The 12,497-nt window shown below is 57.1% G+C and carries 13 protein-coding genes; 7 read left to right on the top strand and 6 right to left on the bottom strand.

Annotated elements, in window-relative coordinates:
* Positions 1 to 19 precede the first annotated feature (19 nt).
* The 3 genes from ABIE11_RS15560 to ABIE11_RS15550 all read right to left on the bottom strand — a co-directional run bounded on the left by ABIE11_RS15560 (position 20) and on the right by ABIE11_RS15550 (position 2,818).
* The gene (locus ABIE11_RS15560) at positions 20 to 988 is read right to left on the bottom strand and encodes a DMT family transporter (protein ID WP_429184863.1); all 969 of its coding nucleotides are present in this window, start codon (positions 986 to 988) and stop codon (positions 20 to 22) included.
* Positions 989 to 1,063: 75 nt separating this feature from the next.
* Positions 1,064 to 1,888 (bottom strand): AraC family transcriptional regulator, encoded by an 825-nt coding sequence (locus ABIE11_RS15555; protein ID WP_102104451.1) that lies wholly within the window; start codon positions 1,886 to 1,888, stop codon positions 1,064 to 1,066.
* 81 nt (positions 1,889 to 1,969) lie between these two features.
* Complete coding sequence (locus ABIE11_RS15550; protein WP_429184837.1) at positions 1,970 to 2,818, bottom strand: SDR family oxidoreductase; 849 nt, start codon at positions 2,816 to 2,818, stop codon at positions 1,970 to 1,972.
* 169 nt (positions 2,819 to 2,987) lie between these two features.
* Between ABIE11_RS15550 and ABIE11_RS15545 the strand changes: the two genes are divergently transcribed.
* From ABIE11_RS15545 to ABIE11_RS15525, 5 genes are read left to right on the top strand one after another with little or no spacing between them, the layout of a single operon-like run.
* Entirely contained in the window at positions 2,988 to 3,347 is a 360-nt protein-coding gene (locus ABIE11_RS15545; protein ID WP_102104453.1) for a copper resistance protein, read from the top strand.
* Between the two features lie 48 nt (positions 3,348 to 3,395).
* Positions 3,396 to 5,408, top strand: a complete 2,013-nt coding sequence (locus tag ABIE11_RS15540) for a protein-disulfide reductase DsbD family protein (protein WP_429184836.1) — start codon at positions 3,396 to 3,398, stop codon at positions 5,406 to 5,408.
* 2 nt (positions 5,409 to 5,410) lie between these two features.
* Complete coding sequence (locus ABIE11_RS15535; protein WP_429184835.1) at positions 5,411 to 5,995, top strand: DsbA family protein; 585 nt, start codon at positions 5,411 to 5,413, stop codon at positions 5,993 to 5,995.
* Positions 5,985 to 6,488 (top strand): protein disulfide oxidoreductase, encoded by a 504-nt coding sequence (locus tag ABIE11_RS15530; protein WP_429184834.1) that lies wholly within the window; start codon positions 5,985 to 5,987, stop codon positions 6,486 to 6,488. The genes ABIE11_RS15535 and ABIE11_RS15530 overlap by 11 nt, the downstream gene beginning before the upstream one ends.
* A gap of 49 nt (positions 6,489 to 6,537) precedes the next feature.
* Positions 6,538 to 6,924 carry a winged helix-turn-helix transcriptional regulator gene (locus ABIE11_RS15525; RefSeq protein ID WP_429184833.1) on the top strand — a complete coding sequence of 129 codons (387 nt, stop codon included), beginning with the start codon at positions 6,538 to 6,540 and terminating at the stop codon, positions 6,922 to 6,924.
* Positions 6,925 to 6,982: 58 nt separating this feature from the next.
* Here the strand turns inward: ABIE11_RS15525 and ABIE11_RS15520 are convergent, their stop codons facing one another.
* A complete protein-coding gene (locus ABIE11_RS15520; RefSeq protein WP_429184832.1) occupies positions 6,983 to 8,926 on the bottom strand; it encodes a bifunctional 2',3'-cyclic-nucleotide 2'-phosphodiesterase/3'-nucleotidase in 1,944 nt (647 codons plus the stop codon).
* 190 nt (positions 8,927 to 9,116) lie between these two features.
* Between ABIE11_RS15520 and cysQ the strand changes: the two genes are divergently transcribed.
* Positions 9,117 to 9,857, top strand: a complete 741-nt coding sequence (gene cysQ, locus ABIE11_RS15515; protein WP_100777860.1) for a 3'(2'),5'-bisphosphate nucleotidase CysQ — start codon at positions 9,117 to 9,119, stop codon at positions 9,855 to 9,857.
* Here cysQ and ABIE11_RS15510 read toward each other — a convergent pair.
* Positions 9,851 to 10,408, bottom strand: a complete 558-nt coding sequence (locus tag ABIE11_RS15510; RefSeq protein WP_100777859.1) for a YtfJ family protein — start codon at positions 10,406 to 10,408, stop codon at positions 9,851 to 9,853. The genes cysQ and ABIE11_RS15510 overlap by 7 nt on opposite strands.
* Positions 10,409 to 10,729: 321 nt before the next feature.
* On the opposite strand from ABIE11_RS15510, the gene ABIE11_RS15505 reads away from it, so the two are divergent.
* Positions 10,730 to 10,936 carry a DUF1107 domain-containing protein gene (locus ABIE11_RS15505; protein ID WP_012015808.1) on the top strand — a complete coding sequence of 69 codons (207 nt, stop codon included), beginning with the start codon at positions 10,730 to 10,732 and terminating at the stop codon, positions 10,934 to 10,936.
* Positions 10,937 to 11,010: 74 nt separating this feature from the next.
* On the opposite strand, the gene ABIE11_RS15500 is transcribed toward ABIE11_RS15505, so the two are convergent.
* Positions 11,011 to 12,348 (bottom strand): hemolysin family protein, encoded by a 1,338-nt coding sequence (locus tag ABIE11_RS15500; RefSeq protein WP_100777858.1) that lies wholly within the window; start codon positions 12,346 to 12,348, stop codon positions 11,011 to 11,013.
* Positions 12,349 to 12,497 lie beyond the last annotated feature (149 nt).

The raw sequence follows: 12,497 nt of genomic DNA, 5'->3' as shown, positions 1-12,497 counted from the left end.
ACGCTTTCCGGGCGTGGTGTCAAACATGCGAAACCGTCACCACCGTCGGTTTTTCCGGCTTCGCTCTGACGGCAATCACCACCCCCACCACCAGCAGCAAAATCCCGCACCCCGTTAACAGTGGCGGCACGCTCTGGCGCATCAGGAAGGTATAAAGCAGCCCGGCCAGGGTTTCGAAAACAATCAACGGCCCGAGAATCACCGTCGGCAATTTCTGGCTGGCGATATTCCAGCACAGGGCACCTACCCACGAGCACAGCACCGCAATCGCCACCATCAGGCCGACAAACACCCACGGACGCGGCCCGAACGGCAGGGCAAACTCCGGCTGTTGAAGCCCCAGCCACCAGCAAGATGCCACGTAGCCGAGCAGCGATACCGGCAGCGTCACCAGCGCCTGGGCGGTGGCCCACATCATCGGATTCTTATCCGGGTTTTCCCGCAGCCAGCGGGCGTTACGCAGGGCGTACCACGCCCAGCAGACCACGGAGATCGACGCCAGCAAAATCCCCGAGCCGTAACGCCATCCGTCAAACTCATCGACACGCGCATGACGCAGCTCGGCGATGTTGACGAACGCCAGACCGATGGCGATACACACCAGCGCAGGCAGCATTTTCGACCACGCCAGTTTACCGTCGCGATGGCTATAGAGCAGGTTGGCGAACACCGGAATCACCACCGGCAGGGTGCCGATAATCATGGTCGACACGGGCGCGCCGGTGCGCTGAATGGCGCTGGCCAGACAAACGTAATAGATCAGATTGCCCATCATGGTCAGGCCCAGGGCGGTGGCCCAGTCGCCGCGAGTTAGCTGACGCAGGCGAGCGCGCCCAATCCACGCCAGCGGCAGGGCGAAAAGCCCCAGCGCCAGATAGCGCCCCATCGACTGCAACATTGCCGGGTATTCCGGCACAATGAGCGGGCCGACAAAAATTAATCCCCACATCAAACCCGCCAGCAGGGCATACAACACGCCGCTAATCATTTTGCCATCCACGTCAGAGAAACCTGCGCACAGTGTAGAAAGAGGTCCGCCGGGAATATTGTATGAGATTGCGCATTAGCGCCGTACGACCTGCTTCTGATAGCGAACGGGGGTAATGCCGTAGCGATGAGTAAAGGCGCGGGTGAGATGAGACTGATCGGTCAGCCCGGTCGCGGCGGCCACTTCAGCGGCCGGCATGCCGAGGGTGAGAAACGCTTTGGCGCGCCACAGGCGGATCGCCATCAGCATCTGGTGCGGCGTCACGTGAAAGTGCGCTTTGAACTGGCGCTGGAAATGGTACGGACTCAGCGAGACCACGCGCGCCAGCTCATCCAGGGTCACCGGATGCATATAGTTGTCGTGCAGATACTCGCGCGCCCGCTCGAAGCGATGCGCCCCTTCCTGAATGACCGGAGCATGGCGCGCCAGCGGCTGAAATGTCTCGATCAGATCCAGCAGTAAGCCCTTCTGGGCCAGCGGATCGTCCGTGTGCCACAGTCCGTAAATCAGCTGACAGATCTGCTGCGAACGTAGCGGGTCGTGGCGCGTGACGTCGCTAAACCACCAGTGGCGAATGCCGGTCACCTCTTCGAGCAGATCGGGATCGAGATAGACCATCCGGTAGCGCCAGCCGTCTTCAGTGGCGGCCTCGCCGGTGTGCAACTCGTCGGGGTTCATGGTGACAACAGAGTGAACAGGCGCGACATGCTGCGCGCCACGATAGCGAAAGCGTTCGGCTCCGGCTTCTATCGCGCCGATCCCGAAGGCTTCGTGGGTGTGAGGTTCAAAGGCGTAACGTGAGATATGCGCATGATACAGTTCGACGCCCGGCACCTGCGCCAGATGGCGAAAGCGCGCGCTGTCTCTCTCATCGATGAACTGTTCGGGTACGCCTTGCACGGTGAGCCTCCAGGTGGGTCATCTTTTCATTATCAGAGATGACCCACGGGGATGCCACTAAAATTAACCACCGCTTAACAATTACAGAATGCCTTTGATGCTCTCAGCCAGCGGCGTGGTCGGGCGACCGATCAGTTTGCTCAAGGTACGGCTGTCGTCGAACAGACCGCCCTTCGAGGCACCGACATCGGAATCTGCCAGCATATCCGCCAGCCCGGCCGGTAAGCCCACGCTTTTCAGCGCGGCGGCGAAATCGGCTTGGCTCAGGTTCTGATAGGTCACCGGTTTTCCGCTCTGCTTGCTCAGTTCGGCAGCCAGTTCGCTCAGCGTCCACGCCGTGTCGCCAGCCAGTTCGTACACGTTGCCTGCATGACCCTCTTCCGCGATCACTTTCGCCGCTGCAGCGGCATAATCTTCGCGTGTGGCTGCGGCGATTTTGCCGTCACCCGCCGCGCCGATAAACACGCCATGCTCCAGGGCCGGTGGTGCGCTGGCAAGATAGTTTTCGGTGTACCAGCCGTTACGCAGCAGGGCGTAAGGAATGCCGGACTCAGCCAGCGCCTTTTCGGTGGCGATGTGTTCATCGCGCAGGCCGAGTGGCGACTTATCCGCATGGAGCAGACTGGTGTAGGCGATAAATTTCACGCCCGCCGCTTTTGCCGCGTTGATAACATTCTGATGCTGGGTCGCACGCTGGCCGACTTCGCTGGAGGAGATCAGCAGCAGTTTCTCCACGCCGCTCAGGGCGGTGGTAAACGCGGCCTGGTCGGTGTAATCCGCCTGGCGAACGGTAATGCCTTTCTGGCTCAGGGCATCGGCTTTTGCCGGGTTACGTACAATCGCCACGATCTCGCTGGCAGGAATGGTTTTAAGCAGGTTGTTGATAACGTGTTGGCCAAGCTGGCCGGTTGCGCCGGTAATTGCGATCATGAGTTATTTCCTCGTTGTTTGCATGGTATGAAGGAACATTACCACTCTTACTAACTTTTAGTAAGTACGTACAAAAAGGTAAGTGTTAAATTTGTCATCACGACGTTTCTTTACAGCACAGCGCCTTTTTTGCCGCTAAGATATCCGCCTGAATTTGATTGAGGCGTCTATGATCCCCCGTCAGCGTAAAGCTTTTCTTCTTGTCGCTCTGGCATGTCTGGTGGTGCTTGTCTGCACCACCCAGCGCATGGCGGGGCTGCATGCGCTGGTGATGAACGCCGCTTCCGTGGCTCAGCAAACGGTAGAGCAGACTGGCGACAGCGATTCCCCGGTCACCCCCTGCGAGCTGAGTGCCAAATCCCTGCTGGCAACACCGCCGATCATGTTTGAAGGCGCGCTGTTTGCCATCACCCTGGTCCTGGCGGTGCTGGCCGCCGTACCCCATCGTCCGGTGCGCCGCTGGCCGCCTCGCGTCATCTCTCCGCCCCGATTGCGGGTGCATCTGCGACTCTGCGTATTCCGTGAATGATTGATTGCCTGCTAATTCAGGTTAATTAATTATTTATGGAGAAAATAAATGTATGCATTTTTAAGGCAGCTTGTGCTCTGCCTGTTCTGGCTATGGCTGCCCGTCAGTCAGGCCGCCGACAGCGGCTGGCTTCGCGCCGCGGATAATGATCACGCCAGCGTTCGCGTGCGGGCAGATGCCCGGCAAGGGCACGACACGCGCCTGCTGCTGGATGTCCGTCTCGAAAAAGGCTGGAAAACCTACTGGCGATCGCCCGGAGAGGGCGGCATCGCCCCGACGATAAGCTGGAACACACCGCTGGAGATGGACTGGCGCTGGCCGGTGCCGCAGCGTTTCGAGGTGGCAGGCATTACCACGCAGGGCTACGACGGCAGCGTGTCGTTTCCGATCACCCTGCACGGCGCAATGCCGGAGAAACTGACGGGCGTGCTCACGCTCTCCACCTGCAGCAACGTCTGCATCCTGACGGACTACCCCTTTGCGCTGGATCTCAGTGCGCCCGCCGATCCGCAATTTAGCTACGATTTCAGCCGCGCGCTGGGTACGCTGCCGCTCAAGGAAGGGCTCACTTCCGATCTAAGCGCCGGTTTCGGTGACGAAAAGCTTCGTATCACCGCCACTCGCGAGGCGGGCTGGCAAAAGCCCGAGCTGTTTATCGACACCCTGGCCGACACGGATTTTGGCAAGCCGGTATACCGGATTGACGGCCAGACCTTGACCGCGACGCTGCCCGTCAGCGACGGCTGGGGAGACAGCGCACCGGATCTGCGGGGCAAAACCCTGTCGCTGGTCCTCGCCGACAGCGGCCAGGCGCAGGAGAGTCAGGTGACGGTGGGCGACGCGCCATCCGGTGACGCCCCGTTTAGCCTGGCCTGGATTCTGCTGATGGCGCTGGCCGGAGGGCTGATCCTCAACATCATGCCGTGCGTCCTGCCGGTACTGGCGATGAAACTGGGCAGTGTCGTGCAGGCCTCGTCGACTCATCGCCGCGTGGTGCGTCAGCAGTTTATGGCCTCGGCCGCCGGAATCGTGACCTCGTTCCTCGCGCTGGCGCTGATGATGACGGCGCTGCGTCTCAGCAATCAGGCGCTCGGCTGGGGCATCCAGTTCCAGAACCCGTGGTTTATCGCCGCGATGGTGCTGGTGATGGTGGGGTTCAGCGCCAGCCTGCTGGGGCTGTTTGAAATCAGGCTCTCCTCCGGTGTCTCTACGTTTCTCGCCACGCGGGGCGGCAATGGTCTGGTGGGCCATTTTTGCCAGGGGGCCTTTGCGACGCTGCTGGCAACTCCGTGCACCGCGCCGTTTCTCGGCACGGCGGTTTCGGTGGCATTGGTCGCGCCGTTGTCCCTGCTGTGGGGGATATTCCTGGTAATGGGGATCGGCATGAGCCTGCCGTGGCTGTTGATCGCTGCCTGGCCAGGGCTGGCGCTGCGCCTGCCGCGTCCGGGACGCTGGATGAAAGTCGTGCGGATAATCCTCGGCCTGATGATGCTCGCGTCAGGGCTGTGGCTTGCCAGCCTGCTCGCCGTTCACATTGGGCGAGTGCCGACGCAGGCGTTAGGCGCGTTCATCGTCATCACGCTGCTGATCGCCACACTATGGCGCTGGGGATGGCGGGTGGCGCTGTGGAGTGCCCTGGCCGCGATGGTGTCGCTCGGTATTTCCCTTCCGCTCATCGGCGCCGGTCAATCGGGGCTGGCGAAGGATCGCATCGTCTGGCAGCCGCTCAGCGAACAGGCGATTACCGCCGCGCTGGCCGACAACAAACGGGTCTTCGTCGATGTCACCGCCGACTGGTGCGTGACCTGCAAAGCGAACAAATACAACGTGCTGCTACGCGACGAGGTGCAAAACGCCCTCAGTGAACCGGATGTGGTTGCGCTGCGCGGCGACTGGAGCCGTCCATCCGAGACGATTAGCCAGTTCCTTCGCGCGCGTCAGAGTGCCGCCGTCCCCTTCAACCAAATTTATGGCCCCGGACTGGAGCAAGGCCGCATATTGCCGCCGCTGCTGGATCGTGACGATCTCCTTCAGACCCTGAATAACGCCAAAGGACACTAACAATGCGTATTTTAACTTTGATCATGCTGTTCTGTTTTTCGACCCTGAGTTTTGCCGCTGAACCCGATCTGGAGAATTTGCTCTGGAATGATCCTGACACGCCAGCGATGGGCGCGGAAAAACCACGCCTGACGCTGGTGTCGTTTACCGATTATAACTGCCCTTACTGCAAGCAGTTTGACCCGGAGCTTGAGAAGATTGTGCATAAATTTCCGGACGTCAAACTGGTGGTGAAACTGCTGCCGTTTCGCAGTGAAAGCTCGGCCCAATCTGCGCGAATTGCGCTGACGGCCTGGCGACAGCAGCCTCAGCAGTACTGGGCGCTGCACCAGCGATTGATGTCGAAGAAAGGCTATCACGACGAGGCTTCTATCCTGGCTGCACAGCAGAAAACGGGTACGGGCGCCATCAAGGCCGATGAGAAAAGCGGCGAAACCCTGCAGATGAATTTGATTCTTGCTCAGGTGCTGGGCGTGCAGGGCACTCCGGCGACCCTGGTTGGCAAAACCCTGGTGCCGGGCGCTATTCCCTACGACGACCTGGAGGCGCTGGTGAAGCAAGAGCTGGCGAAGCCAGATGCGCAGTAAAGCACTGCGCTGGCTGCGTGAGGGTATTGTCTGGCTGCTGATTGCCCTCGCGGCAGTGCTGATCACCGATCAGTTCCGCAAACCTGCGCTTCCAGAGACCTTTATTAGCACGCCGCTGCAGACGCTGGACGGCGAATCGGTGGATCTGGCGCAGCGCAGTCACGACAGACCGCTGCTGGTGTATGTCTGGGCGACCTGGTGTGGCGTATGCCGCTACACCACGCCGTCGGTGGCAGAGATGGCAGAGGAGGGGAGAAACGTCATCAGCGTGGCGCTGCGTTCCGGTGACGATGCCACGCTGAGCCATTGGCTGGCGAAAAAACGCTACGGGATGCCGACGGTCAACGACCCTAAGGGCCAGCTCGCTCGCCGCTGGCAGGTGCAGGTGACCCCGACGGTGCTTATCGTCTCGCGCGGAGAGGTCAAATCCATTACCACGGGTTACACCAGCGGCTGGGGCATGAAGCTGCGGCTCTGGTGGGCGGGATTTTGATGTGGCATAATATAACTAACTTTTAGTTAGTATGTGTGAAAAGATCAGTATGAAAACAGTAATCCCTACCCTCAGCGAGCAAATGCGCGACGGCAACCTGTTTGCCGAGCAGTGTCCGTCCCGTGAAGTGCTCAAACACGTTACAAGCCGTTGGGGCGTGCTGATTCTGGTGGCGTTGCGCCAGGGCACGCATCGCTTTAGCGACCTGCGTCGTAAAATGGGTGGCGTCAGCGAGAAGATGTTGGCGCAGTCATTACAGGCGCTGGAGCAGGATGGATTTGTGAATCGTGTGTCGTATCCGGTGGTGCCTCCGCACGTGGAGTACAGCCTCACGCCGCTGGGCGTTGAGGTGAGCGAGAAGGTCGCCGCGCTGGTGGACTGGATCGAGATAAATACGCCGCAGGTGTTGGCTCATCGCGAGGATCGTGCGGCGTGATTGCCGCACGGCGCTAACCTTTACCCGGCCTGCCATTGTGCAGGCCGGGTAAATACGTTTACTTGCTCAAATCCACCTGATAAATCGCGAATCCGATATCATCGGTTCCGGTCTTGCTCATCGGATACTGCGCTTTGTCTTTAATAAACGCCGCCGCTTTGTCAGACGGTGATGTCTCAAAACGAATATCCAGCTTAGACGCGCTCTGAATCGGGGCCAGACGCCAGTTATTGTCTGCCGCCGGATGGATCGCGCCATCCTTTTTCGACTGCTCGCCAATCCACGCCGCCAGCACCGAGCGGTTCTCGTCCGGTGATGCAAACGCGATATGGCTATCGCCGGTCCCGGCGAATTTGCCGCCGTACGCGCGATAGTTATTGGTCGCGACCAGGAATACCGCGTTCGGGTCGATCGGTTTACCCTGGAAGGTCAGATGCTTGATACGTTCCGCCTGTGGGTTCACCGTCTGACACTCGCCGTCGTATTTCGCCGGCTGTGATACGTCGATCTGGTATTCCACGCCGTCGATCACGTCGAAGTTATAGGTGCGGAAACCGTCCCAGTTGATCAGCGACTGCGGCTTACTGCTGTGAACGTCGATCTGGTTAAACTGACCGGCGGAACACTCCAGCCACTCTTTCACCTCTTTCCCCGTGGCTTTTACCACCACCAGCGTGTTCGGATAGAGGTAGAGATCCGCCGCGTTGCGGAAGGTGAGCTGACCTTTTTCCACTTCAACGTAGCTGGCCGGATCGTTTTTACGCCCGCCGACTTTAAACGGAGCCGCCGCGGAAAGTACCGGCAGTTTTGCCAGGTCCGGATCGCCCTGAATAAAGCGCTCAACGTAGGCTTTCTGCGCCATATTCACCACCTGAACAGTGGGATCGTCCTGCACCAGCGCCAGGTAGCTGTACATATTGTCGGAGGATTTCCCGACCGGCTTGCTGACAAATTCGCGGGTCGCATCGTGATCGTGTTTCAGCACGTTCAGGATATTTTTATCTTCGGCCGCCAGCGATTTTTTCGCCGCCGCATCGTAGATTGGGCGCGCTTCGGCTTTCGACTGGGTCACCTGCCATTTTCCGCCATCGTTATTCAGCACCAGATCCACCACACCCAGATGATCGCCCCACATGCCGGGCATCACCGACGGCACGCCGTTGAGGGTTCCTTTCTCGATATCGGCACCTTTAATGCTGGCGAAATCTTTGCCTGGGAAGACCGCGTGCGCGTGACCAAACAGAATGGCGTCAACGCCCGGTACTTCGCTGAGGTAATAGACGGAGTTCTCGGCCATCGCCTGATACGGATCGGCAGACAGCCCGGAGTGCGCCACCACGACCACCAGATCAGCCCCTTTCTCACGCATTTCCGGAACGTACTTGCGCGCGGTTTCGGTGATGTCATTAACGGTCACTTTGCCCGAGAGATTGGCTTTATCCCAGGTCATGATCTGCGGTGGCACAAACCCGATATAGCCGATTTTCAGCGTCTGCTTTTTACCGTCCTGATCCACGACCTCAGTCTCTTTAATCAGATAGGGCGTAAACAGCGGCTTTTGGGTCTTAACGTCGATGATATTGGCATTAACGTACGGGAATTTTGCGCCAGCGAGCGCCATGTGCAGATAATCCAGCCCGTAGTTAAACTCGTGGTTTCCGAGGTTACCGACGGCGTAATTCAGGGTATTCAACGCCTTATAAACCGGGTGAATATCGCCTTTTTTCAGCCCCTTCGCCGCCATGTAATCGCCGAGCGGACTACCCTGAATTAAGTCGCCGTTATCGACCAGCACGCTGTTTTTCACCTCGCCGCGCGCGGCGTTAATCAAACTTGCGGTGCGTACCAGTCCGAATTTTTCGGTCGGGGTATCTTTGTAGTAATCGAAATCCATCATGTTGCTATGCAGGTCGGTAGTTTCCAGAATGCGAAGATCTACCGTCGCGGCCTGCACGCTTGCGGCAATCAGCGTTGCCAGGAGCGTTGCGCTAAACTTAATCATCAGAGGAGTCCTTTTTACGATCCAAGCCACAAAAGAATATGTATGTATATTTTGTTGCTTACAGAAGTGTGAATCCTGCCAGAAAAAAGCGTCGTGAAACCAGAATTGCTTCACAGATAGCGGAATTGTTAACAATACGATATAACTAAAACAATAAGTTATGACCACTGCGATAACGAAGAGGTGGATAATGTTAGATAAAATTTGTCAGCTCGCACGGGATGCGGGTGATGCCATTATGCAGGTCTACGATGGCACAAAGCCGATGGACGTTGTCAGCAAAGCGGATGACTCTCCGGTGACAGCGGCCGATCTCGCGGCCCACGAGGTGATCCTCAAAGGACTTCAGGCCCTGACGCCGGATATCCCGGTGCTGTCTGAAGAAGATCCGCAGAGCTGGGATGTGCGCCAGCACTGGCAGCGCTACTGGCTGGTGGACCCGCTGGATGGCACCAAAGAATTTATCAAGCGTAACGGTGAGTTTACCGTCAATATTGCCTTGATTGAAAACGGGAAAGCGGTGCTGGGCGTGGTCTACGCGCCGGTGCTGAAAGTGATGTACAGTGCCGCAGAAGGCAAGGCGTGGAAAGAGGAGAGCGGTACGCGCAAGCCCATCCAGGTGCGCGACGCGCGACCACCGCTGGTGGTCATCAGCCGTTCCCACAGTGACGCTGAGCTGCAGGAGTACCTGCATCAAATCGGCGAGCACCAGACGACGTCGATTGGCTCGTCGCTGAAATTCTGCCTGGTGGCGGAAGGGCAGGCGCAACTGTATCCGCGTTTTGGGCCAACCAACGTCTGGGATACGGCGGCAGGCCATGCGGTGGCGTCTGCCGCGGGCGCACACGTTCACGACTGGCAGGGCAAGCCACTGGACTACACCCCGCGCGAGTCGTTCTTAAATCCGGGCTTTAGGGTCTCGATTTACTGACCGAGCAATTTGTGCAGCAGGGCGACAACCTGCTGCACCTCTTCCTGCGTCAGCGCGCCGTCTTTCACCCATTGCACGCGGCCATCTTTATCCAGCACCACAATCGCTGAACTCTCCTCTTCCAGACCCCAGGCTTTACGCGTCACGCCATCGCTGTCGACAATAAACTGCGACCACGGATAGAGCTTTTTATTGCTCTCCAGGCTGCTGCGCACAAACATGCCCGAGCCTGGAATCGCGTCATCGGTGTTCACGATGGTGGTGGTCTGGTAGCGGTCGTGCGGGAATTTGCCTGTCTTAATCGCTTCCACGAGGGTGGCATTTTTCTCTTTTGCCGAGGTACGACCGGCAATATGTTGCACCACTCGCACTTTGCCCGCGAGCTGCGCGCTATTCCAGGGTTTATAGCTAAACTTATCATTGTCGAGAATCAATTCTCCCCGATCGGCAATACCGACTGGTGGCACACGTTGTCCCTTTTCAATGTTGTGTGCGGAAGCCATCAGCGGCAGTAACAGGCAGGCTGCGGCCAGGATGTTACGAAGGGTCATGGTGTTTCCTTATAGTTGCAGGTGATCCGACCACTTGGTCTTACGGTTTAATCATAAGTGCGATCAATCGGCTTTACCCGCAATCCGAGTGCCAGTTTGCGGGCGAACGCACATATCCGTAAAAAAACGAAGGCTTATACTGCTTTTAGAAATGCTATGCAAAGAATGTTCTGAATATTTGTAATCAAACGGTAAATAAACTTATGCATACTGGGTATCAACGTTTTTCTGGTCTATAGTCATTGAGCAATAAATTTGCGCTCAGGACAGTCGGCCCGATTGTGGCGCCGCAAGAGCGTATGATTCGCAGGAGATACAAGAATGAAAATTTTCCAACGCTACAACCCGCTTCAGGTGGCGAAGTACGTGAAGATCCTGTTCCGAGGACGGTTGTACATCAAGGATGTTGGCGCTTTCGAATTTGATAAGGGCAAAATTCTTATCCCGAAAGTGAAGGACAAACAGCACTATTCTGTGATGTCCGAAGTCAACCGCCAGGTTATGCGTCTGCAAACTGAGATGGCTTAACCACGTGCTATGCAGTAGTTAAAGCAGTATATAAAAACGGCTCCCATTGGGAGCCGTTGATGTTTGTGGGGCACTTACGCCGAGGCTTTCTCTTCCGCGTCCGGCAGCTTCGGCACCAGCACGGTCGGTTTGTTATCGATGCGTGTCACCAGCAGCTGGTCGATGCGGTAGTTGTCGATATCCACCACTTCAAACTTATAGCCGGAGAACTTCACCGAGTCGGTACGTTTCGGGATTTTACGCAGCATAAACATCATAAAGCCGCCAATCGTCTCGTAGTTGCCCGACTGCGGGAATTCGTCGATATCCAGCACGCGCATCACGTCTTCAATCGGCGTGCCGCCATCCACCAGCCATGAGTTCTCATCGCGCGCGACGATCTGCTCTTCCAGACCCTGGCCGACCAGGTCACCCATCAGGGTGGTCATCACGTCGTTCAGCGTAATGATACCCACCACCAGTGCGTATTCATTCATGATCACCGCGAAGTCTTCGCCCGCAGTTTTGAAACTTTCCAGCGCTTCGGAGAGCGTCAGGGTGTCCGGCACAATCAGGGTATTGCGGATCTGCACGCCGCTGTTCAGCGCCAGGCTTTGGTTAGCCAGCACGCGGTTCAGCAGGTCTTTTGAATCGACGTAGCCGATGATGTGATCGATATCTTCGTTACAGACCAGGAACTTGGAGTGCGGATGCTCGGCCACTTTGTTTTTCAGGCTCTGCTCGTCTTCGTGCAGATCGAACCAAATCACGTTTTCGCGCCCGGTCATGGAGGACGGCACGGTACGGGATTCGAGTTCAAACACGTTCTCGATCAGTTCATGCTCCTGCTTACGCAGAACACCTGCCAGCGCACCGGCTTCAAACACCGCGTAAATATCATCAGACGTGATGTCATCTTTACGCACCATCGGCAGTTTGAAGAGGCGGAAAATGGTGTTTGCCAGGCCGTTGAAGAACCAGACCAGCGGACGGAACACGTACAGGCAGAAGCGCATCGGGTTGATGATGCGCAAAGCCACAGCTTCTGGCGCAATCATACCGATGCGTTTCGGGGTTAAATCCGCGAACAGGATGAACAGGCCGGTCACCAGCGAGAAGGAGAGAATAAAGCTCAGCTGCTCGGACAGTTCAGGCGAGAAGTACTTCGAGAACAGGCTATAGAAGGCCGGAGAAAAGGCTGCGTCACCCACGATACCGCCGAGAATGGCGACGGCGTTCAGACCGATTTGCACCACGGTAAAGAACATACCGGGGTTTTCCTGCATTTTCAGGATGCGTTGTGCATTGAGATTGCCATCGTCGGCAAGCAGTTTAAGTTTGATCTTGCGGGAGGCGGCCAGCGAAATCTCAGATATCGAGAAAAATGCACTGACGGCAATAAGACAAAGTATTACTAAAATACTGTTTAACATAGTTTATCCGGCTTCTCGCCAGATCCTCGGAAGGGAAGTTGATTTCGTTTGTGTGAAGACACATTGAACATCGGCTCGTAGCGTTGAGCCGATTATTTCAGCGGGTAGTATAGCGTAAACGTGTGTAAATCCGCCAGAGGTCACATTTT

This window comes from Lelliottia sp. 489, assembly GCF_050435885.1.
GTDB classification, from domain to species: domain Bacteria; phylum Pseudomonadota; class Gammaproteobacteria; order Enterobacterales; family Enterobacteriaceae; genus Enterobacter; species Enterobacter nimipressuralis.
Note: the sequence above shows the minus strand (reverse complement) of the source record. Positions and strands in the feature narration are given on the sequence as shown.